General features: G+C 60.1%; 24 protein-coding genes. 10 read left to right on the forward strand and 14 right to left on the reverse strand.

Features of this window, described 5'->3' with window-relative positions:
- Window positions 1-13: 13 nt before the first annotated feature.
- Window positions 14-295 (reverse strand): cold shock domain-containing protein, encoded by a 282-nt coding sequence (locus AC0J41_RS08965; protein ID WP_473015229.1) that lies wholly within the window; start codon window positions 293-295, stop codon window positions 14-16.
- A gap of 225 nt (window positions 296-520) precedes the next feature.
- Here AC0J41_RS08965 and clpS point away from each other — a divergent pair, with 225 nt between their 5' ends.
- Together clpS and clpA are read left to right on the forward strand one after the other, a co-directional pair.
- Window positions 521-904 (forward strand): ATP-dependent Clp protease adapter ClpS, encoded by a 384-nt coding sequence (clpS, locus tag AC0J41_RS08970; protein ID WP_011334948.1) that lies wholly within the window; start codon window positions 521-523, stop codon window positions 902-904.
- A 30-nt stretch (window positions 905-934) separates the two neighbouring features.
- Window positions 935-3205 (forward strand): ATP-dependent Clp protease ATP-binding subunit ClpA, encoded by a 2271-nt coding sequence (gene clpA, locus AC0J41_RS08975; RefSeq protein ID WP_025109005.1) that lies wholly within the window; start codon window positions 935-937, stop codon window positions 3203-3205.
- 797 nt (window positions 3206-4002) lie between these two features.
- Here clpA and infA read toward each other — a convergent pair.
- From infA to trxB, 4 genes are all read right to left on the reverse strand, one after another.
- Window positions 4003-4221 carry a translation initiation factor IF-1 gene (gene infA / locus AC0J41_RS08980; RefSeq protein WP_002553999.1) on the reverse strand — a complete coding sequence of 73 codons (219 nt, stop codon included), beginning with the start codon at window positions 4219-4221 and terminating at the stop codon, window positions 4003-4005.
- Window positions 4222-4333: 112 nt separating this feature from the next.
- Window positions 4334-5041, reverse strand: a complete 708-nt coding sequence (locus AC0J41_RS08985) for an arginyltransferase (protein ID WP_025109006.1) — start codon at window positions 5039-5041, stop codon at window positions 4334-4336.
- 57 nt (window positions 5042-5098) lie between these two features.
- Entirely contained in the window at window positions 5099-5779 is a 681-nt protein-coding gene (gene aat, locus AC0J41_RS08990; protein ID WP_025109007.1) for a leucyl/phenylalanyl-tRNA--protein transferase, read from the reverse strand.
- A gap of 62 nt (window positions 5780-5841) precedes the next feature.
- Entirely contained in the window at window positions 5842-6801 is a 960-nt protein-coding gene (gene trxB, locus AC0J41_RS08995) for a thioredoxin-disulfide reductase (protein WP_473015232.1), read from the reverse strand.
- A 309-nt stretch (window positions 6802-7110) separates the two neighbouring features.
- Between trxB and AC0J41_RS09000 the strand changes: the two genes are divergently transcribed.
- The 6 genes from AC0J41_RS09000 to cysG all read left to right on the forward strand — a co-directional run bounded on the left by AC0J41_RS09000 (window position 7111) and on the right by cysG (window position 14746).
- Entirely contained in the window at window positions 7111-9519 is a 2409-nt protein-coding gene (locus AC0J41_RS09000; RefSeq protein WP_025109009.1) for a DNA translocase FtsK, read from the forward strand.
- Between the two features lie 67 nt (window positions 9520-9586).
- Window positions 9587-10207, forward strand: coding sequence for an outer membrane lipoprotein periplasmic chaperone LolA (gene lolA / locus AC0J41_RS09005; protein WP_473015234.1), 621 nt, complete (start codon window positions 9587-9589; stop codon window positions 10205-10207).
- 151 nt (window positions 10208-10358) lie between these two features.
- Complete coding sequence (locus tag AC0J41_RS09010) at window positions 10359-11681, forward strand: replication-associated recombination protein A (RefSeq protein ID WP_025109011.1); 1323 nt, start codon at window positions 10359-10361, stop codon at window positions 11679-11681.
- Window positions 11681-12055, forward strand: a complete 375-nt coding sequence (gene crcB, locus AC0J41_RS09015; protein ID WP_025109012.1) for a fluoride efflux transporter CrcB — start codon at window positions 11681-11683, stop codon at window positions 12053-12055. Before AC0J41_RS09010 ends, crcB begins: the two co-directional genes overlap by 1 nt.
- A gap of 15 nt (window positions 12056-12070) precedes the next feature.
- Entirely contained in the window at window positions 12071-13351 is a 1281-nt protein-coding gene (serS, locus tag AC0J41_RS09020; protein WP_454565878.1) for a serine--tRNA ligase, read from the forward strand.
- Window positions 13352-14746, forward strand: coding sequence for a siroheme synthase CysG (gene cysG / locus AC0J41_RS09025; RefSeq protein ID WP_473015237.1), 1395 nt, complete (start codon window positions 13352-13354; stop codon window positions 14744-14746).
- A gap of 118 nt (window positions 14747-14864) precedes the next feature.
- On the opposite strand, the gene AC0J41_RS09030 is transcribed toward cysG, so the two are convergent.
- From AC0J41_RS09030 to AC0J41_RS09065, 8 genes are all read right to left on the reverse strand, one after another.
- The gene (locus AC0J41_RS09030) at window positions 14865-15866 is read right to left on the reverse strand and encodes a glutathione S-transferase family protein (protein ID WP_473015238.1); all 1002 of its coding nucleotides are present in this window, start codon (window positions 15864-15866) and stop codon (window positions 14865-14867) included.
- A 91-nt stretch (window positions 15867-15957) separates the two neighbouring features.
- On the reverse strand, window positions 15958-16959 hold the full coding sequence (locus tag AC0J41_RS09035) for a glycosyl transferase family protein (RefSeq protein ID WP_473015239.1): 1002 nt from the start codon (window positions 16957-16959) through the stop codon (window positions 15958-15960).
- Window positions 16956-17291 (reverse strand): TusE/DsrC/DsvC family sulfur relay protein, encoded by a 336-nt coding sequence (locus AC0J41_RS09040; RefSeq protein ID WP_025109016.1) that lies wholly within the window; start codon window positions 17289-17291, stop codon window positions 16956-16958. Before AC0J41_RS09040 ends, AC0J41_RS09035 begins: the two co-directional genes overlap by 4 nt.
- Window positions 17288-17581 (reverse strand): sulfurtransferase complex subunit TusB, encoded by a 294-nt coding sequence (gene tusB, locus AC0J41_RS09045; RefSeq protein WP_473015240.1) that lies wholly within the window; start codon window positions 17579-17581, stop codon window positions 17288-17290. The genes AC0J41_RS09040 and tusB overlap by 4 nt, the downstream gene beginning before the upstream one ends.
- Window positions 17581-17937: a sulfurtransferase complex subunit TusC gene (gene tusC, locus AC0J41_RS09050; protein WP_473015241.1), complete on the reverse strand. Its 357-nt coding sequence runs from the start codon at window positions 17935-17937 to the stop codon at window positions 17581-17583. The genes tusB and tusC overlap by 1 nt, the downstream gene beginning before the upstream one ends.
- 1 nt (window position 17938) lies before the next feature.
- On the reverse strand, window positions 17939-18331 hold the full coding sequence (gene tusD / locus AC0J41_RS09055; protein ID WP_473015242.1) for a sulfurtransferase complex subunit TusD: 393 nt from the start codon (window positions 18329-18331) through the stop codon (window positions 17939-17941).
- 162 nt (window positions 18332-18493) lie between these two features.
- Window positions 18494-19198 carry a YoaK family protein gene (locus tag AC0J41_RS09060; protein ID WP_025109021.1) on the reverse strand — a complete coding sequence of 235 codons (705 nt, stop codon included), beginning with the start codon at window positions 19196-19198 and terminating at the stop codon, window positions 18494-18496.
- Between the two features lie 19 nt (window positions 19199-19217).
- Window positions 19218-19547 (reverse strand): DUF6388 family protein, encoded by a 330-nt coding sequence (locus tag AC0J41_RS09065; protein ID WP_025109022.1) that lies wholly within the window; start codon window positions 19545-19547, stop codon window positions 19218-19220.
- Window positions 19548-19681: 134 nt separating this feature from the next.
- Between AC0J41_RS09065 and AC0J41_RS09070 the strand changes: the two genes are divergently transcribed.
- Window positions 19682-20032, forward strand: coding sequence for a hypothetical protein (locus AC0J41_RS09070; RefSeq protein ID WP_473015243.1), 351 nt, complete (start codon window positions 19682-19684; stop codon window positions 20030-20032).
- Between the two features lie 108 nt (window positions 20033-20140).
- Here AC0J41_RS09070 and AC0J41_RS09075 read toward each other — a convergent pair whose 3' ends face one another.
- Window positions 20141-20566 carry a GNAT family N-acetyltransferase gene (locus tag AC0J41_RS09075; RefSeq protein WP_025109024.1) on the reverse strand — a complete coding sequence of 142 codons (426 nt, stop codon included), beginning with the start codon at window positions 20564-20566 and terminating at the stop codon, window positions 20141-20143.
- A 148-nt stretch (window positions 20567-20714) separates the two neighbouring features.
- Here AC0J41_RS09075 and AC0J41_RS09080 point away from each other — a divergent pair, with 148 nt between their 5' ends.
- A complete protein-coding gene (locus AC0J41_RS09080; protein WP_025109025.1) occupies window positions 20715-21152 on the forward strand; it encodes a hemerythrin domain-containing protein in 438 nt (145 codons plus the stop codon).
- Window positions 21153-21280: the final 128 nt, after the last annotated feature.

Consider the following 21280-nt stretch of genomic DNA (forward strand, 5'->3'; position numbering starts at 1 on the left):
GTGACGGGTAGCGTCAGCTCGACACCTTTTCGGTATGGTGCGCAGGCACGGCCGGCTCGCTGGCAGCTGTCGCAGCTTTGATCTTGACGGCGTGCAGGCCTTTGGGGCCTTGAACGATGTCGAAGCTCACGGCCTGTCCGGCCTTGAGGGTTTTATACCCGTCCATCTCAATGGCGGAGTAGTGCGCAAAGAAATCAATGTCTTTGCCATCCTCGTCGCGTCCTTCGCGGGCATCGGTGTTGATGAAGCCGAATCCCTTGGCATTGTTGAACCACTTGACCTTGCCGACAGCCATGCTCAAATCCCTCTGCAACAGACTCCATCGCTGGAGTATCATCCAGGACATCCGCAATCGAATTCGGTTAAATGAATTGACTCCGCGGATCTTTTTTACCCACTGTGGGCTCTATTGGTTGTAACACCGTTTTCCCGATAGTCAAGGTGACCGGGCAGTCGGAGTTGAAAAGGTGCACAACCGCCCCCACCACTGTATTTGCACAACTGACGAACCTTTCTTTCCATGCATGCAATCAGCCAGATTCGACTAACATTCAATCAGGATCGCCCGCTTCTCCAAAAGGATCTTCCACAGGAGCACGACGACGATTCGGCAGGCGTTGCTGTTCAGGAAGCAAAGCCTGCGTTACAGGCGCCGCCGATGTACAAGGTGGTTTTGTTCAACGATGACTACACACCGATGGATTTCGTCGTCGAAGTGCTCGAGGTGTTTTTTAACCTGAATCGCGAGCTGGCGACCAAGGTCATGCTGGCCGTCCACACAGAAGGACGGGCAGTATGTGGAGTGTTTACCCGCGACATCGCCGAGACAAAGGCCATGCAGGTCAACCAGTACGCCAGGGAAAGCCAGCATCCGCTACTCTGTGAAATCGAGAAGGACGGTTAATCGCCGACCACTTGGGTATGAGGTGAAGCTATGTTAAACCGCGAGCTCGAAGTCACCCTCAATCTTGCCTTCAAGGAGGCTCGTTCGAAGCGTCATGAATTCATGACCGTCGAACACCTGCTGCTGGCCCTATTGGACAATGAGGCTGCCGCCACCGTATTGCGTGCCTGCGGCGCAAACCTCGACAAACTCAAGCACGACCTGCAGGAGTTCATCGACTCCACCACGCCATTGATCCCCGTCCATGACGAAGATCGCGAAACCCAGCCAACCCTGGGCTTCCAGCGTGTACTGCAACGTGCTGTTTTTCACGTACAGAGCTCGGGCAAACGCGAAGTGACTGGCGCCAACGTGCTGGTTGCAATCTTCAGTGAGCAAGAGAGTCAGGCCGTGTTTCTGCTGAAACAGCAGAGCGTTGCGCGCATTGATGTCGTCAATTACATCGCCCACGGCATTTCAAAGGTGCCTGGGCACGGCGATCACTCTGAAGGTGAACAAGATATGCAGGACGACGAGGGCGGTGAGTCTTCTTCCTCAGGCAATCCTCTGGATGCTTATGCCAGCAACCTGAACGAACTCGCGCGCCAGGGCCGCATTGACCCGTTGGTCGGCCGCGAAATGGAAGTCGAGCGTGTCGCGCAGATTCTTGCGCGTCGGCGCAAGAACAATCCGCTGCTGGTGGGTGAGGCTGGCGTGGGTAAAACCGCGATTGCCGAAGGTCTGGCCAAGCGTATTGTCGACAACCAGGTGCCGGATCTGCTGGCCAACAGCGTCGTCTACTCGCTCGATCTCGGTGCTCTGCTCGCGGGCACCAAGTATCGCGGTGATTTCGAGAAGCGCTTCAAGGCGCTGCTCAATGAACTGAAAAAACGTCCGCAGGCGATTCTGTTCATCGACGAAATCCACACCATTATTGGTGCGGGTGCTGCGTCCGGTGGCGTCATGGATGCCTCGAACCTGCTCAAGCCATTGCTGTCGTCTGGCGACATTCGCTGCATCGGCTCGACCACGTTCCAGGAATTTCGCGGCATCTTCGAGAAGGACCGTGCTCTGGCGCGGCGCTTCCAGAAGGTCGATGTCGTCGAGCCATCGGTGGAAGACACCATCGGTATCCTGCGCGGCCTGAAAGGGCGTTTCGAACAGCATCACAACATCGAATACAGCGATGAGTCGTTGCGCGCCGCTGCTGAACTGGCATCGCGCTACATCAATGACCGGCATATGCCGGACAAGGCCATCGATGTGATCGACGAGGCGGGCGCCTATCAGCGTCTGCAGCCGGTCGAGAAGCGCGTGAAGCGCATTGACGTGCCGCAGGTTGAAGACATCGTGGCGAAAATCGCGCGGATTCCGCCGAAACACGTCACCAGTTCCGACAAGGAGCTTCTGCGTAACCTGGAGCGCGACCTGAAGCTGACGGTGTTTGGTCAGGACGCAGCGATCGATTCGCTGTCGACCGCGATCAAGCTGTCCCGTGCCGGCCTGAAGTCGCCTGACAAACCGGTCGGTTCGTTCCTGTTCGCAGGGCCTACCGGTGTCGGTAAAACCGAGGCTGCGCGGCAGCTGGCCAAGGCATTGGGGATCGAACTGGTGCGCTTCGACATGTCCGAGTACATGGAGCGCCACACCGTATCGCGTCTGATCGGTGCGCCTCCGGGCTATGTCGGTTTCGATCAGGGCGGTCTGTTGACCGAAGCGATCACCAAGCAGCCGCACTGCGTATTGCTGCTCGATGAAATCGAGAAGGCGCATCCGGAAGTCTTCAACTTGCTGCTGCAGGTGATGGACCACGGTACGCTCACCGACAACAACGGGCGCAAGGCGGACTTCCGCAACGTGATCATCATCATGACCACCAACGCCGGTGCCGAGACCGCAGCGCGTGCTTCGATCGGTTTCACCCATCAGGACCACTCGTCTGATGCGATGGAAGTGATCAAGAAGAGCTTTACGCCTGAATTCCGTAACCGCCTGGACACCATCATCCAGTTTGGTCGCCTCAGCCATGAGGTCATCAAAAGTGTGGTGGACAAGTTCCTCACCGAACTGCAGGCGCAACTGGAAGACAAGCGTGTGTTGCTGGAGGTTACCGACGCGGCGCGCAGTTGGCTGGCGGCCGGTGGTTACGATTCGGCCATGGGCGCACGTCCGATGGCGCGCTTGATCCAGGACAAGATCAAGCGTCCGTTGGCGGAGGAGATTCTGTTTGGCGAGCTGGCCGAGCATGGCGGTGTGGTTCACATCGACATCAAGGATGGTGAGCTGACGTTTGACTTCGAGACTACGGCTGAGATGGCCTGACGGCTTGGTTGTGGCTTCGGAAGGCGCCTTCGGGCGCCTTTTTTGTTATCTGGAGTTTTTGGGTTTTGGGTGTATATCCGTTGCTGCGGTAACGGCTTGTTAGGGTTCCGCCCTTACGGCGGGTCACTTTTTCCAGACGCCGAAAAAGTAACCAAAAAGGCTTTACCCTGACGTTCGGCCCTCGCTGTGGCTCGGGTTCCTTCGCTCCGGGATTGATCCGGGGGCATCGCCTACGGTTTGCTTCGCTGCACCTCCTCTCGATGCATGCGGCTGCGCCGCACGGTCGCTGCGCTCCCACCCCCGGATCAATCCCTCCACTCAGCCTGCCGACGGGCCTTGAGATCAAAAGCTTTACTCGAGCTAACGCTCATCGTGTTGAGTGGTGAAAAGCACAGCGTGCTTGGCTTTGGGGTGAGGGGCTTTTGATCTTGTTTTGGCTTTGGCTTTGGCTCTTGATTTTTTGCCCCTTCGGCAGGCCGAGCGTAGGTGTTCATCAGGGGGTAGGCGCGCAGCGCCGTGCGGCGAAGCCGCATACATCGAGAGGAGGTGCAGCGAAGCAAACCGTAGGCGATGCCCCCTGATGGACACCGTAGGGAGGGAACACTGAGCCTCAGCGAAGTGCCGTACGCCGGGGCAAAGCCTTTTGGTTCCTTTTTGGCGTTTGAAAAAGGGACTCGCTGTAAAAGCGAAACCGCCAGCCGCAACACCCGCAGCAACGGATATACACCCAAAACCAAAACCCAAATCGCAGACAAACAAAAACGCCCGGCATAGCCGGGCGTCTTGTATTGACTTGATTAGCGAGCGCGGTAAGTGATGCGCCCTTTGCTCAAGTCATAGGGCGTCAGCTCGACGCGCACTTTGTCACCGGTAAGAATACGAATGTAGTTCTTGCGCATCTTGCCGGAAATATGCGCGGTTACGACGTGCCCATTTTCCAACTCCACACGAAACATGGTGTTGGGCAGGGTGTCGACGACAGTGCCTTCCATTTCGAAGCTGTCTTCTTTCGACATGCAGTAAAGCCCTCGGTGTCCAATGAATGGCCCGGTGCAACTGCGCCAGGCAAAAGCGGCGTGCATTGTGCCCGAAAAAGGGGGTTTAAGCCAAGGGGTTTAGGGCCTGCGATTAGTTCAGGATCACCCAGCGCTGATTAATCAGCAATTCGATAGGGCGATACTGGGTCTTGTAGTTCATCTTTTTGCAGTTCTTGATCCAATAACCGAGATACACCGCTTCCAGCCCCAGCCGCTGGCTTTCGGCGATTTGCCACAGGATCGCGAAACGTCCCAGGCTGCGGCGCTCCTCGTCAGGTTCGTAAAAGGTGTAGACCGCCGACAAGCCGTTGGGCAGCAAATCGGTCACCGCAACGGCGAGCAACCGTCCGTCGAGACGAAACTCATAGAAGCGCGAGAAGGGCAGGTCACGTACCAGAAAGGTCGAGAACTGGTCACGACTGGGTGGGTACATGTCGCCGTCGGCATGCCGCTGCTCGATGTAGCGCTGGTACAGGTCGAAATATTCTTCACTGAAATGCGGTTTTATCGGGCGCACCTGCAGATCGGCATTGCGTTTGAAAATACGTTTCTGCTGACGGTTTGGGTTGAACTGCGCCACCGGAATGCGCGCAGGCACGCACGCATTGCAATTCTGGCAATGGGGCCGATACAGGTGATCGCCGCTGCGACGAAAGCCCATTTCCGAGAGATCTGCGTAGACGTGCACATCCATGGGCTGACTCGGGTCGAGAAACAGCGTCGTCGCCTGCTCCTCGGGCAGATAACTGCAGGAATGAGGCTGAGTGGCATAGAACTTCAAGCGCGCCAACTCGGTCATGATCAACCCTCGGGATAAGCTGGTGAATTAAGTGTAAGCCACGCGCGCAAAAGTCGCTCAGCAAACCCAGGTGGCACGACTGGGTTGATCCAGATGGCGGGCCAGATAGTCGGCGAATTCGTGGCGAGGGATCGCCCGGGCGCCGAGGCTGTGCAGATGATCGGTCGGCATCTGGCAGTCAATCAGGACGAATCCGGCGTCTTTCAGGTGCTGCACCAGGGTGGCAAAGCCATATTTGGACGCATTGTCGGCGCGGCTGAACATGGATTCGCCGAAAAACAGCTGCCCCATCGCCAGGCCATAGAGGCCGCCGACCAGTTGGCCTTGATCCCAGACCTCGACGGAGTGGGCGAAACCGCGGCGGTGCAGTTCCAGGTAGGCGTCCTGCATGGCTTCGGTGATCCAGGTGCCGTCAGCGTAATCCCGGGGCGCGGCGCAGGCGCGAATCACGGCGTCGAAATCCTGATCGAAGGTCACCTGATAGCGTTCCTTGCGCAGCAGTTTGCCGAGGCTGCGCGAGACGTGCAGTTCGTCGGGAAACAGCACGGTACGCGGATCCGGCGACCACCAGAGAATCGGCTGGCCTTCGGAAAACCACGGAAAACAGCCGTGCCGGTAAGCCTGCACCAAGCGGTCGGCGGACAGATCGCCACCCGCAGCCAGCAATCCATTGGGATCGCGCATGGCCTTTTCCAGGGGCGGGAAGGTCAGGGAGTTGCGTTGTAACCAAGTCAGCATGGCGTCCAGGCTTGCAGAAGGGGAGGGCGGTGCGGGCGCAGGGCCCGCGATAAAGTGTGCCGTTAAATGACAGGAATGTCGTCCAGATACTTCTCCGCGTCCAGTGCCGCCATGCAACCGGCCCCGGCCGAGGTCACGGCCTGGCGGTAGACGTGGTCGGCCACGTCGCCGGCAGCGAAGACGCCGGGGATTTCGGTGGACGTCGCGTCACCGTCACTGCCGCCTTTGATCAGCAGATAGCCGTCGCGCATCGGCAACTGGCCCTGAAACAGATCGGTGTTGGGTTTGTGGCCGATGGCGATGAATACGCCAGCCAGTGCCAGTTCACTGGTTTGCCCGGTGTGGCTGTCGCGCAAGCGTGCCCCGGTCACGCCACTGGCGTCGCCCAGCACTTCGTCCAGATTCTGGTTCCAGTGCAGGCGAACGTTGCCATTGGCGGCTTTTTCGAACAGTTTGTCCTGGAGGATTTTCTCCGAGCGCAATTTGTCGCGCCGGTGGATCAAATGCACCTCCCTGGCGATGTTCGACAGGTACAGCGCCTCTTCGACGGCGGTGTTGCCGCCACCCACCACGGCGACGACCTGGTTGCGGTAGAAAAAACCATCGCAGGTCGCGCAGGCTGATACCCTCTTGCCGGCGAAGGCATCTTCCGAGGGCAGGCCCAGGTATTGCGCCGAAGCGCCGGTGGCGATGATCAGCGCGTCGCAGGTGTAGGTGCCGCTGTCACCGATGAGCTCGAACGGACGCTGCTGCAACTTGGCGGTGTGGATGTGGTCGTAAACGATCTCTGTGGCAAAGCGTTCGGCGTGTTTTTGCATGCGCTCCATCAGTACCGGGCCGGTGAGGCCTTCGACGTCACCGGGCCAGTTGTCGACCTCGACGGTGGTGGTGAGCTGGCCACCGGCCTGTAGCCCGGTAATGACCACCGGTTTGAGGTTGGCGCGGGCGGCGTACACGGCGGCACTGTAACCGGCGGGGCCGGAGCCAAGAATGATCAGGCGTGAATGCTTCGCTGCGTTCATCAAATACACCTCATAAGCCTTTGTCACAAAAGACAATGCATGCTCAAATTGAGCCGCAGGATTTGTGGGGTTGGCTATGCTCTGCTATGGGGTTTGAAGCATGGCATCAGCCGCACAAACCCGTACAATGCCGGGCTGTTACAAAATATTCGCCGTGAGCCGTGTTTATAGCCGTGTTTATAAAAGCTGCGGCACAGTGTTAAAAGTAGTCTCAGATGTGCCGGTTCACTTTTTTACCTGCCTGGATTGGGCAGTTTTTTATCGTCATTCAATAGATGGACGCGCCCCGGGCGCAGGAAAAGAAGCGTTTTGAAGAAATCCACCGCAGCACCAAAAACAGTCGTTCCGCTCTGGCGTCAGCAATTGCACTACCGGCTCAAGGAAGGTGCACTGATCGCCATCGGTGCCTTGTGCCTGTTCCTGATGATGGCCTTGCTGACCTACGGCAAGGATGATCCGGGCTGGAGCCATAACAGCAAGATCGACGACGTGCAGAACTTCGGCGGCCCGGCCGGCTCATACAGCGCCGACATCCTGTTCATGGTGCTGGGTTACTTCGCGTACATCTTTCCGCTGCTGCTGGCGATCAAGGCGTATCAGATCTTCCGTCAACGCCACGAACCGTGGCAGTGGAGCGGCTGGCTGTTTTCCTGGCGCCTGATCGGTCTGGTGTTCCTGGTGCTCTCCGGTGCTGCGCTGGCGCATATCCATTTCCACGCCGCCACCGGTCTGCCGGCGGGTGCGGGCGGGGCGCTGGGGGAGAGTCTTGGCGATCTGGCGCGCAACGCCCTGAATATCCAGGGCAGCACGCTGTTGTTCATCGCGCTGTTCCTGTTTGGCCTGACGGTGTTCACCGACCTGTCGTGGTTCAAGGTGATGGACGTCACCGGCAAGATCACCCTCGACCTGTTCGAACTGTTCCAGGGCGCGATCAACCGCTGGTGGTCGGCCCGTACCGAGCGCAAGCAACTGGTCGCGCAACTGCGTGAAGTCGATGATCGCGTCCATGATGTGGTCGCGCCGACCGTCACCGACAAGCGCGAACAGGCCAAGGTCAAGGAGCGCCTGATCGAACGCGAGCAGGCCCTGAGCAAACACATGTCCGATCGCGAGAAGCAGGTACCGCCGGTCATCGCTCCGGCACCGGTCAAGGCGCCCGAGCCGAGCAAGCGCGTGCAGAAAGAGAAACAGGTGCCGTTGTTTGTCGACAGCGCCGTGGAAGGCACCTTGCCACCGATCTCGATTCTCGATCCTGCGGAAAAGAAACAACTCAATTATTCGCCTGAATCCCTGGCAGCGGTCGGCCACTTGCTGGAGATCAAGCTCAAGGAATTCGGCGTCGAGGTCACAGTGGACTCGATCCACCCGGGGCCGGTGATTACCCGTTACGAAATCCAGCCTGCCGCCGGCGTCAAAGTCAGCCGCATCGCCAACCTGGCGAAAGACCTGGCGCGTTCGCTGGCGGTGACCAGTGTGCGGGTGGTCGAGGTAATTCCGGGCAAGACCACGGTCGGTATCGAGATTCCCAACGAAGACCGGCAGATCGTGCGTTTCTCCGAAGTGCTGTCGACCCCCGAGTACGACAACTTCAAGTCGCCCGTCACCCTCGCTCTGGGCCACGACATTGGCGGCAAGCCGGTCATCACCGACCTGGCGAAGATGCCGCACCTGCTGGTGGCCGGTACTACCGGCTCCGGTAAGTCGGTGGGTGTGAACGCGATGATCCTGTCGATCCTGTTCAAGTCCGGCCCGGAAGACGCCAAGCTGATCATGATCGACCCGAAGATGCTCGAACTGTCGATCTACGAAGGCATTCCGCACCTGCTGTGCCCGGTAGTCACCGACATGAAGGACGCCGCCAATGCCCTGCGCTGGAGCGTTGCCGAGATGGAGCGCCGTTACAAGCTGATGGCGAAGATGGGCGTGCGCAACCTGTCCGGCTTCAACGCCAAGGTCAAGGAAGCCCAGGACGCCGGCGAGCCGTTGAGCGATCCGCTGTACAAGCGCGAAAGCATTCACGACGAAGCGCCGTTGCTGCAGAAGCTGCCGACCATTGTCGTGGTCGTGGACGAATTCGCCGACATGATGATGATCGTCGGCAAGAAAGTCGAAGAGCTGATCGCCCGTATCGCGCAGAAGGCGCGTGCCGCCGGTATCCATTTGATTCTCGCGACCCAGCGTCCTTCGGTGGACGTGATCACCGGTCTGATCAAGGCCAACATTCCGACCCGTATGGCGTTTCAGGTGTCGAGCAAGATCGACTCGCGGACCATTATCGACCAGGGCGGCGCCGAGCAACTGCTGGGCCACGGCGACATGCTCTACATGCCGCCGGGCACCAGCCTGCCGATCCGGGTTCACGGCGCGTTCGTCTCCGACGATGAAGTCCACCGTGTGGTGGAAGCATGGAAGCTGCGTGGTGCACCTGAATACAATGACGACATCCTCAACGGTGTCGAAGAGGCGGGCAGCGGTTTTGAAGGCAGCAGCGGTGGTGGCGACGGCGATGATCCTGAAGCCGACGCGCTGTATGACGAAGCCGTGCAGTTCGTCCTGGAAAGCCGCCGTGCTTCTATTTCCGCGGTACAGCGCAAGCTGAAGATCGGCTACAACCGTGCCGCACGGATGATCGAAGCCATGGAAATGGCCGGGGTCGTCACCTCCATGAACACCAACGGTTCGCGTGAAGTTCTGGCCCCGGGCCCGGTACGCGACTGATTGCAAAAGCAAGAGGCGGGACAATGATGTGCCGCCGCTCTCCCAACGAGTATTCACGAGGACTCCCATGCGTCTTATCCGCATGCTGTTGCCAGTACTGGCGCTGACCACGCTCACGGCCCACGCCGATGACAAGGACGTGGCGCGTCTGACCCAACTGCTGGAAACATCGAAAACCCTGACCGCGAACTTTTCCCAGCTGACCCTCGACGGCAGCGGTACCCAGTTGCAGGAAACCACCGGTGAGATGACCCTGCAGCGTCCAGGTCTGTTCTACTGGCACACCAATGCGCCGAACGAGCAGACCATGGTCTCCGACGGCAAAAAGGTCACCCTGTGGGACCCTGATCTGGAACAGGCGACCATCAAGAAGCTCGACGAGCGCCTGACTCAGACTCCGGCACTGCTGCTGTCCGGTGACGTATCGAAGATCAGCCAGAGCTTCGACATCACCGCGAAAGAAGCGGGCGGCGTGATCGACTTCACTCTCAAGCCGAAAACCAAGGACACCCTGTTCGACAACCTGCGTCTGTCGTTCCGCAATGGCCTGGTCAATGACATGCAACTGATCGACAGCGTCGGCCAGCGCACCAACATCCTGTTCACCGGGGTCAAGGCCAACGAAGCGGTACCGGCGTCGAAGTTCAAGTTCGACATCCCCAAAGGTGCCGACGTGATCCAGGAATAAACCCATAACCTTTGTGGGAGGGGGCTTGCTCCCGAAGGCGGTGGATCAGCCGCCATCGAGGTCGGATGGCACACCGCTTTCGCGAGCAAGCCCGCTCCCACAGGGGTAAATGATCGATCTTGAGATCAAATAGAGGTTTCAACGCTACGTGATGGATCTGTTTCGCAGTGCACCGATTGCCCAGCCACTGGCCGCGCGTTTGCGTGCGACCAATCTGGATGAGTATGTCGGTCAGGAGCACGTGCTCGCTCGCGGTAAACCTCTGCGTGAGGCGCTGGAGCAGGGTGCCCTGCATTCGATGATCTTCTGGGGCCCGCCGGGCGTGGGCAAGACCACACTGGCGCGGTTGCTCGCGGAAGTCTCGGATGCGCACTTCGAAACGGTCTCGGCGGTGCTTGCCGGGGTCAAGGAGATCCGTCAGGCGGTTGAAATCGCCAAGCAGCAGGCCGGCCAGTACGGCAAGCGCACGATCCTGTTCGTCGATGAAGTGCACCGCTTCAACAAGTCGCAGCAGGATGCGTTCCTGCCGTACGTTGAGGACGGTACGTTGATCTTCATCGGCGCCACCACCGAAAACCCTTCGTTCGAACTCAATAACGCCCTGTTGTCGCGGGCGCGCGTTTACGTGCTGAAAAGCCTCGACGAAACGGCGCTGCGCAAGCTGGTGCACCGCGCGCTCACCGAAGAGCGTGGCTTGGGCAAGCGCAATCTGACGTTGAACGATGAAGGCTTCCAGATGTTGCTGTCGGCCGCCGATGGCGATGGTCGGCGTCTGCTCAATTTGCTGGAAAACGCCTCGGACCTGGCCGAAGACAACAGCGAGATCGGCACTGAGCTGCTGCAAAGCCTGCTCGGCGACACCCGTCGGCGTTTCGACAAGGGCGGTGAAGCGTTCTACGACCAGATTTCCGCGCTGCACAAATCGGTACGCGGCTCCAATCCCGACGGCGCCCTGTACTGGTTCGCGCGGATGATCGATGGCGGATGCGATCCGCTGTACCTGGCCCGACGTGTGGTGCGCATGGCCAGCGAGGACATCGGCAATGCCGACCCGCGCGCGTTGAGCCTGTGCCTGGCGGCGTGGGAAGTGCAGGAGCGCCTCGGCAGCCCGGAAGGTGAGTTGGCAGTGGCGCAGGCCATTACCTATCTGGCCTGCGCGCCAAAAAGCAACGCTGTGTACATGGGTTTCAAAACCGCCCTGCGCGCCGCCGCCGAACACGGCTCGCTGGAAGTGCCGCTGCACCTGCGCAACGCGCCGACCAAGCTGATGAAACAATTGGGTTACGGTGACGAATACCGTTATGCCCACGACGAGCCGGATGCGTATGCCGCCGGCGAAGATTATTTCCCGGAAGAACTCGACCCGATCCCGTTCTATCAACCGGTGCCCCGAGGCCTGGAATTGAAGATCGGCGAGAAGCTCAACCACCTCGCCCAGCTCGACCGTTTAAGCCCAAGGCAGCGGAGAAAATAGTGCTTCCATTGATCGTTGCAGTCTCCGCCGGCGGAGTCGCTGGCACCTTGTTGCGCTTCGCAACGGCCAATTGGGTCAACGCCAATTGGCCGCGGCACTTCTATACCGCGACGCTGGCCGTTAATATCGTGGGCTGTCTGTTGATTGGCGTGTTGTACGGCCTGTTTTTGATACGCCCGGAAGTACCGATCGAGGTGCGTGCCGGGTTGATGGTCGGCTTCCTCGGGGGGCTGACGACTTTTTCATCCTTTTCACTGGATACGGTGCGCCTGCTGGAAAGCGGGCAAGTGCCGCTGGCCCTGGGCTATGCGGCACTCAGCGTATTCGGCGGGCTGCTCGCAACGTGGGCTGGCCTGTCTTTGACCAAACTTTGATAACGAGAAACCGACATGCTCGATTCCAAACTGTTACGTAGCAACCTTCAGGACGTAGCGGACCGCCTGGCTTCCCGTGGCTTTGCCCTGGATACCGCGCGCATCGAAGCGCTGGAAGAACAGCGCAAGACCGTCCAGACCCGCACCGAAGCACTGCAGGCTGAGCGTAACGCGCGTTCCAAATCCATCGGTCAGGCCAAGCAGCGCGGCGAAGACATCGCGCCGCTGATGGCGGATGTCGAGCGCATGGCGGGCGAACTGAGCGCCGGTAAAGTCGAGCTGGACGCGATCCAGACCGAACTGGACTCGATCCTGCTCGGCATCCCGAACCTGCCGCACGAATCCGTTCCGGTCGGTAAAGACGAAGACGACAACGTCGAAGTGCGCCGCTGGGGCACGCCGACCGCGTTCGACTTCGAGGTCAAAGACCACGTCGCCCTGGGCGAGAAGTTCGGCTGGCTGGATTTCGAAACTGCCGCCAAGCTGTCCGGCGCCCGTTTCGCCCTGCTGCGCGGCCCGATCGCCCGTCTGCACCGCGCGCTGGCGCAGTTCATGATCAACCTGCACGTCAACGAGCACGGCTACGAAGAGGCTTACACGCCTTATCTGGTTCAGGCCCCGGCGCTGCAAGGCACCGGTCAGCTGCCGAAATTCGAAGAAGACCTGTTCAAGATCGCTCGCGAAGGCGAAGCGGATCTGTACCTGATCCCGACTGCCGAAGTGTCGCTGACCAACATCGTGGCCGGTGAAATCGTCGACTCGAAACTGCTGCCGATCAAGTTCGTCGCTCATACCCCGTGCTTTCGCAGCGAAGCTGGCGCATCGGGTCGCGACACTCGCGGCATGATCCGTCAGCACCAGTTCGACAAGGTCGAGATGGTCCAGATCGTTGAGCCGTCGACGTCGATGGACGCGCTGGAAGGCCTGACCGCTAACGCCGAGAAAGTGCTGCAACTGCTGGGCCTGCCTTACCGCACCCTGGCACTGTGCACCGGCGACATGGGCTTCAGCGCCGTGAAGACCTACGACCTGGAAGTGTGGATCCCGAGCCAGGACAAATACCGTGAAATCTCGTCGTGCTCCAACTGCGGCGACTTCCAGGCCCGCCGCATGCAGGCGCGTTTCCGCAACCCGGAAACCGGCAAGCCTGAGCTGGTGCACACTCTGAACGGTTCCGGTCTGGCGGTCGGTCGTACCCTGGTTGCCGTGCTGGAGAACTACCAGCAGGCCGACGGTTCGATCCGTGTGCCGGACGTGCTGAAACCGTACATGGGTGGCCTTGAGGTCATCGGCTAAATGAAATATCTGCCGCTGTTTCACAACCTGCGCGGCAGTCGTGTGTTGGTCGTCGGTGGGGGGGAAATTGCCTTGCGCAAATCCCGCCTGCTGGCCGATGCCGGTGCGCTGCTGCGGGTGGTCGCACCTGAGATCGAAAGCCAACTGCGTGAACTGGTCACTGCCAGCGGTGGCGAGTGCCTGTTGCGTGGGTACGTGGAAGCGGACCTGGACGGTTGCGGGCTGATCATCGCCGCCACCGACGATGAAGCGCTGAATGCGCAAGTGTCCAGCGATGCTCATCGGCGCTGTGTGCCGGTCAACGTGGTCGACGCGCCGCAGTTGTGCAGCGTGATCTTCCCAGCGATCGTCGATCGTTCGCCATTGATCATTGCGGTGTCCAGCGGCGGCGATGCGCCGGTGCTGGCCCGTTTGATTCGCGCCAAGATCGAAACCTGGATTCCTTCGACCTACGGCCAGCTGGCCGGACTGGCTGCGCGTTTCCGTCATCAGGTGAAAAACCTGTTTCCGGATGTTCAGCAACGTCGCGGTTTCTGGGAAGACGTGTTTCAAGGCCCGATTGCCGACCGCCAACTGGCCGGGCAGGGCGCCGAGGCCGAACGACTGCTGCAAGCCAAGATCGATGGTGAAGCCGATATCACCACCGGCGAGGTGTATCTGGTGGGCGCCGGGCCGGGTGATCCGGACCTGCTGACCTTCCGCGCCTTGCGCCTGATGCAGCAAGCCGACGTGGTGCTGTACGACCGTCTGGTCGCGCCGGCGATTCTTGAGCTGTGCCGTCGCGATGCCGAACGCATTTACGTCGGCAAGCGTCGCGCCGACCACGCGGTGCCGCAGGATCAGATCAACCAGCAATTGGTCAACCTGGCCAAGGCTGGCAAGCGTGTGGTGCGGTTGAAGGGCGGTGATCCGTTCATCTTCGGTCGTGGTGGTGAAGAGATTGAAGAGCTGGCGGCCCACGGGATTCCGTTCCAGGTGGTGCCGGGTATTACGGCGGCCAGCGGATGCGCGGCGTATGCCGGAATTCCGCTGACCCATCGCGATTACGCGCAGTCGGTGCGGTTCGTTACCGGGCATCTGAAGGACGGTTCCACCGATCTGCCGTGGGCCGACCTCGTCGCGCCGGCACAGACGCTGGTGTTCTACATGGGCCTGGTGGGCTTGCCGATCATCTGCGAGCAGTTGATCAAACACGGCCGCTCGGCGGCTACCCCGGCGGCGTTGATCCAGCAGGGCACCACGGTCAATCAGCGGGTCTTTACTGGCAGGCTGGCCGACCTGCCGCGTCTGGTGGCGGAGCATGAAGTGCATGCGCCGACATTGGTGATCGTAGGGGAAGTGGTGCAACTGCGCGAGAAACTGGCGTGGTTCGAGGGGGCTCAGGCGCAAGTCTGAACACCGAGCAGCCCTCATTCGCGAGCAAGCCCGCTCCCACACTGGATTTGTGCATGACACAGATCCAGTGTGGGAGCGGGCTTGCTCGCGAAGGGGACCCTCAAAAATCGCACAAATATCAACCCCTGCGCCAAACTCCTTTCCCGTTTAGCCGCGCCCGATCGTGCGCCACGCTGAAATCCTGCTCCGGTCCCTTCGGTACTATCCCCGTCGGGTTAATGGTCTTGTGACTGCCGTAGTAGTGATGCTTGATGTGCTGAAAATCCACCGTCTCGCCAATGCCCGGCATCTGATACAGCTCACGCAACCAGTTCGACAGGTTCGGACAATCGGCAATCCGTCGCAGGTTGCACTTGAAGTGCCCGTGGTACACCGCATCGAAGCGAATCATCGTGGTGAACAAGCGTACGTCGGCTTCGGTCAGGTACTCGCCAGTCAGATAACGGTTGGCGCCCAGCACCCGTTCCAGGTGATCGAGCTCGGCAAACACCTCGTCGAAGGCTTGTTCATAGGCCGACTGTGACGTGGCGAAGCCTGCGCGATACACGCCGTTGTTTACCGCCGGGTAGATCCGCTCGTTCAGCGCGTCGATCTCGCCACGCAAGGGCGCGGGGTAGAAGTCCAGTTCGTTGCCTGTCAAGTCATCGAAGGCGCTGTTGAACATACGGATGATTTCCGCCGATTCATTGCTGACGATGCGCTTGAGTTTCTTGTCCCACAGCACCGGAACGGTGACGCGGCCGGTGTAGTCCGGTGTGTCGGCGGTGTAGCGCTGGTGCATGAAATCGAAGTGATCGAGCTTGTCGCCGGTCGAGCCGTGGGCCTTGTCGAAGGTCCAGCCGTTTTCCAGCATCAGCCAACTGACCACGGACACGTCGATCAGGTTTTCCAGGCCTTTGAGTTTGCGCAAAATCAGCGTGCGGTGCGCCCAAGGGCAGGCGAGGGAGACATAGAGATGATAACGCCCGGCTTCGGCGGCAAAACCACCTTCACCGCTCGGCCCGGGCTGGCCGTCAGCGGTGACCCAGTGGCGGCGTTGTGCCTGTTCGCGCTGGAACGCGCCGTCCTTGCTGCTTTCGTACCACTTGTCCTGCCAGCGGCCATCGACGAGTAAACCCATGATCAAGACTCCACAATCCAATAAGCGTTGGAGCCGAGTCTATTCCGATGAGTTCGAACAAAAAGCGCAAAGATCGGGCGTCAATGATCGGTTAAATCGATTTGTTGCGTGCTGCCCAGTACTGTTCGGCCGTTTCGAACGCTTGCTCGCGGCTTTGACCAAGGCCGCGCAGGGCCAGGGCCATGGTCGAGATCAGGGCCATTTGCGGATAGCTGTCGAGCGTCTCGCCGCGCCACACGGCCTTGAGGTGTTCCACGTCCAGCGTGGCTGGCTTGACGTGGCGCTGGCTCGACAGTTGCGGCCATTCCTCGTCCCAGCTCTCGCCGCCAGTGGTGCCGTACAGGTGGCTGTCGGCATCCGGGTTGATCTCGATTTCGCCGCCATCGCCCTTGACCACGATCGCCGTGTCACCGAGCAGGCCGCTGGCATCGCGATGCACAGCTTGATAGCCCGGGTGGAAAATACTTTGCAGGCCACACCGCGCGCGCAGCGGATTGAGAATCCGGGCCAGCGAATGGATTGGCGAGCGCAGGCCCATGGTGTTGCGCAGGTCGATCATCTTCTGCAACGACGGCGCCCAGTCCATCAGCGGCATGAACGCCAGGCCGCCATTGTCCAGCGCACTGCCGACTTGCTGCCAGGTGCGGCACAGCGGGATGTTCAGCTCGCCGAGCAGTTGTTCGGTGTACAGGCGCCCGGCAGTGTGTGCGCCGCCGCCATGCATGAAAATGCGCACGCCGTTTTGCGCCAGACATTTGGCCGCCAGCAGATACCACGGCAGATGACGTTTCTTGCCGGCGTAGGTCGGCCAGTCCAGATCGACGTTCAACGCCGGCGCCTGCAAGCGCTCGCGCAAGGCTTCGGTGAAACCGGCCATCTCCTCGGCGCCTTCTTCCTTGTGCCGTAGCAACATCAGGAAGGCCCCGAGCTGGGTGTCTTCGACCTTGTCGTCGAGCACCATGCCCATGGCTTCCCGGGCTTCCTCACGGGTCAGGTCGCGGGCGCCGCGCTTGCCCTTGCCGAGGATCCGCACGAATTGAGCGAACGGGTGTTCGGCGGGCGTTTCAAGGGTCAGCGCTGGAAAGTCGGTCATAAGCAATTCGTCGGTTTGGGCAGGCCCGCCAGTTTCGCGGCGAGTTTGGCAGGGGTGCCTTTGAACAGTCGGTTCAGGTGCAGGCTGTTGCCTTTGTCCGGGCCGAGTTTCAGTGCGGTGTACTTGATCAATGGACGCGTGGCCGGCGACAACTGGAATTGCGCGTAGAAGTTGCGCAGCAGTTCGAGGACTTCCCAGTGTTCGGCGGTCAGTTCGATGCCTTCGGCGGCGGCGAGGGCGCCGGCGACATCACGGGACCAGTCGCTGAGGTCGACCAGAAAGCCGTCCTTGTCCAGTTCGATGGCGCGGGCGCCGACGGTCAAAGAATTCATAGCCAGCTGTTGACCTTGTCGTGATGAATCGACAGCTCGACAAAGCCCGGGTAATCGATGGCTTTGGCCCAGTCCGGCACCTGCACGGCACGCGCCTGTGTATCTTCGGCCAGCACCCAGAGTTTCACCTGACGGCTTTGCAGCGCAGTGAACGGCGCGGTGCCGGGTTGCAGGGCATACACCGCGTCGCCGGTCAGCAGCAAGGCATCGTTGGCGCCGATCACGCGCAGGCAACTGGTCAGGCGCTCGTCGCCGAACGGGGAATGAGACAACACATGCAAAGTCGACATCAGAGGGTGATCACCTGGTCGTAACGGTCAATAAGGGCGGTGATTTGCTCGGCGCCAAGTGGCTGCGCGTCGTCCAGCGACAGATCGCTCAGGCTACGCACGCTGGCGCTGTCGGCGCAATAGAACAACTCTTCAACGCCGAACATCGGTAGTGCCTGCAGGTTGGCGCTCAGGTCTTTCTGCTGCAAGGCCTTGGCGTTTTGCCCGGCGGCCAGTTGCAGCACGCCGTCATCGAGAAACAGCAGGCCGATCGGCAGGTCGAACGCGCCACCGGCCAGCACGATGTCCAGCGCCTCGCGGGCGCCGGGGCCAGACCACGGCGACTGGCGGCTAATGATCAACAGGGATTTGGCCATGTCACGCGCCTCCGAAACAGATCAGTCGATCGGCGTCCTGCACCGCATCGTGCAACTGGCCGAGGCCGGACAGTTCCCACGGTGCGCTGACCGAGACCGCCTCACGCTGGTAGCGCTTGGCTTCTTCGCCGTTCAATGCGCCACGGCGCAAAGCGGCGGCGATGCACACCACGCCGTCCAGTTGCTGCTCGGTGATAAATGCGCGCCATTGTTTGGGCAGGTCCAGTTCGTCCTGCGGGGTAACCACCGCGTCGGAGGCGTTGTAGACGCCGTCCTGATAGAAAAACAGCCGGACAATCTCATGCCCACCGGCCAGCGCTGCCTGAGCGAACAGCAGGGCGCGGCGAGAGGAGGGCGCATGGGCGGCGGAAAACAGCGCAATGGCGAACTTCATGACAGACTCGATCAGCAAAACTGCGCTCATGATAAAGCTTTATGAAGTCATGCACATGCCCCCTGTGGGAGCGGGCTTGCTCGCGAAAGCGGCGGTTCAGTCAAAGATGTTTCGAATGACACGGCGCATTCGCGAGCAAGCCTGCTCCCGCAAGAGCGCATTTCAGCGTGGCATGTAGCCGAGTTGCCAGCGCCGCGGAATGCTCAGCGACAGCACGCCAAGCACCGCCGCCAGCAATCCGCTGGCGAACAATGCCCGAAGCCCGAAATGATGCTCCAGCACCGCACCCAGGATCGCGCCGATGAACATGCCGGTCCACGGCACCAGTTGCACCCGCCAGCCGTTCCGGCGTTCGCCAAGCATCCAGCGCCCAAGTCCTCGACCAAACCGCGATAGCGCCCCGGTCACGTAGGTCAGGCCGACCGGCAGCCCGTTCACTTCCTCGACCGCGGCGTTGAGCATGCCCATCGCGACGATCGCCGCCAGCAGCGCCGGCAGTTGCGTGTCAGATGGCAACGCGGCGGCCACGCAGAGCAGGGTGGCGATGCATAGCAACAACGGCAGTGTGCGCCGACCGCCCACACGCCCGATCACAATCCCCAGGGCATTGCCGAGCACAAACGTGGCGACAAGGATGACCAGGCGCAATGTCAGCCCCAGATCGCCGACACTGATCGCCACTGCCAGCCGTGTGGTGTTGCCGCTCATGAACGAGACGAAATCGCCGCTGGCCATGAAGCCGATGGCGTCGGTCATCCCGGCCAGTACCGAAAGGCTGGCCACCAGTGCCAGACCGATGCGCCCGCGCCATTTCTGCCGATGCAGATGCCCGGAAGTGGCGCGGTGAGTGGAGGTGGAGGGCAGCATCGATATCCTTGAGCGGTGGTTAGGGTTCCAGCCCGTACAGGTCGCAATAATCCGCCCAGCTCATGTGCGCCATTTCCGCCACTTCGCGATGCACCTCCATGCGCTGGGCCTGATACTCCTCGGGCGTTGCCGCCGTCAGCAGCAAGGTCAATTCCCAGGCGAACAGGCCTTGATTCTCAGCCTCGGCCTCGAAGGCCTCGTGCAGGCGCTCTTCACGGTATTGCGCCGCCGTTTCACCTTTGGCCTGGGCCAGCAGCGGGTTGAGATGATCGAGGGTTTCGCGCAGTTCGGGGCGTGCGTCGAGAAACAGTTTCAGGGCTTGTTCATGTCGCTGATCGGTGGGCGCCATGTGCGTTCCTTGTGAGGCTGATGACCCTAGGGTGCCGGAGCGGCCCGTGCGTGTCGCGCTATTAATGCAGTAAAGCAGAACGATTTTGCCTGTTGCGGTGATACAGTCCGCTTTTTTCTGAATGAGCGAATGCAATGCGAATTCTGATGGTAGCGCTGGCCGCGACGGTGTTGGCCGGCTGCGCGGGATCGGTAATGGACGATTCTCGCACCAAAGCCCCCTACAAGGTCCTGACCTCGGACAAACCCGAGAAAGTCGTGGCCCAGTGCGTGCAATTCGGCTGGCAGGACGAAGCGGTGTTCGGCGTGGATGCCGGGGCGTATCTGCAACCGGGCAAGAAGGGCGGGTCGACGGTTTATACCCGTTCGGCGGAATCGTTTGTCGACGTATCCACCGATGCTTCCGGGACCGTGCTCAATTACTACGCGCAGAAGGATGACTTTGTTGCCAAGCGGCGGTTGGCGGCGTTGGCGACCTGTCTCTGATCAGGCGTTGAGGCAACTGCCGTCATCGCGAGCAGGCTCACTCCTACGTTGGATTTGCGTTTGCCACCATCCTGTAGGTGTGATCCTGCTCGCGAAGAGTCCTGCGGATCAGCCGATCAACCGCTTCTGGAAATAATGGCGGCTGTGCCCCGGCGGGTAATCGATGATCTCGCCAAACTGGCTGAATCCCAGCTTCTTGTAGAATTCCGGCGCCTGAAAATCAAAGGTGTCCAGCCAGATCCCCAGGCAACGCTTCTCGTTGGCCAGTTCTTCGGCCATGGCCATCAGTCTTGAGCCAATGCCCTGGCCGCGTCCCTGTTCCGGCACTGAAAGCAACTCGATGTACATCCACTGGAAAATCACCCGGCCGTACAAACCGCCGAGAATCGCGTCGTGTTCATCCCGCACCATCAGCGCGAAAGGTTCCGACGTGGAGCCGCCGGTCTTGGCGTCGTTATAGGCAATCAGTGGCTCGAGAATGGCTTTGCGTTGTTCTTCGGTGGGGTTCTGCGACAACTCGATTCGCAACGTCATGTGCAACTTCCTTGTGAGATGAACTCGCAGCCTATCCTGTCCGGAGGGCGTGTTCCAAGTCCTTCCTCAACCCTTTGGAACCGTCGTTGATGCGCTGGGGTCTAGCCTTTACAGCGTCATTTCCGAACGCGGTTGATGAGGACCCTCCATGAACATTTTCGAAGCCCTTCGCGAAAGCCACGACCGCCAGCGCAGTTACGCCAGGATTCTGGTGCAAACCAGCGGCGACACCCCCGAACGGGTTGAGGCCTACCAGCAGCTCAAGGCTGAGCTGCAGGCCCACGAAACGGCTGAGGAGCGCCACTTCTACATCCCGCTGATGGAGTTCGACAACGGTGTCGACCTCAGTCGCCATGCCATCGCCGAGCACCATGAAATGGATGAAATGATGGAAGAGCTGGACGAGACCGAGATGTCCAGCCCGGCGTGGCTGGCAATCGCGAAGAAGCTCTCGGACAAGGTCCATCACCATCTCAAGGAAGAGGAGCAGAAGTTCTTCCAGATGGCCGGCAAGTTGCTCGACGACAAGCAAAAGGAACAGCTCGCGGGCCAATACGAAAAGGAATACCAGGCACAACTGCCGTGAGCGGTGAATGGCGGTTTTTGCAGCGTTGGCGTGTAGTCTTTTAGCCATGCGTCGGGTGGGTTTTGTCGTAATAAACTGTATATGCATCCAGTATTTTCGGCGTTTTCAGCCATCAAGGGTGAATGCCT

The sequence above is a fragment of the Pseudomonas sp. Arb-4-2C genome, from assembly GCF_055755015.1.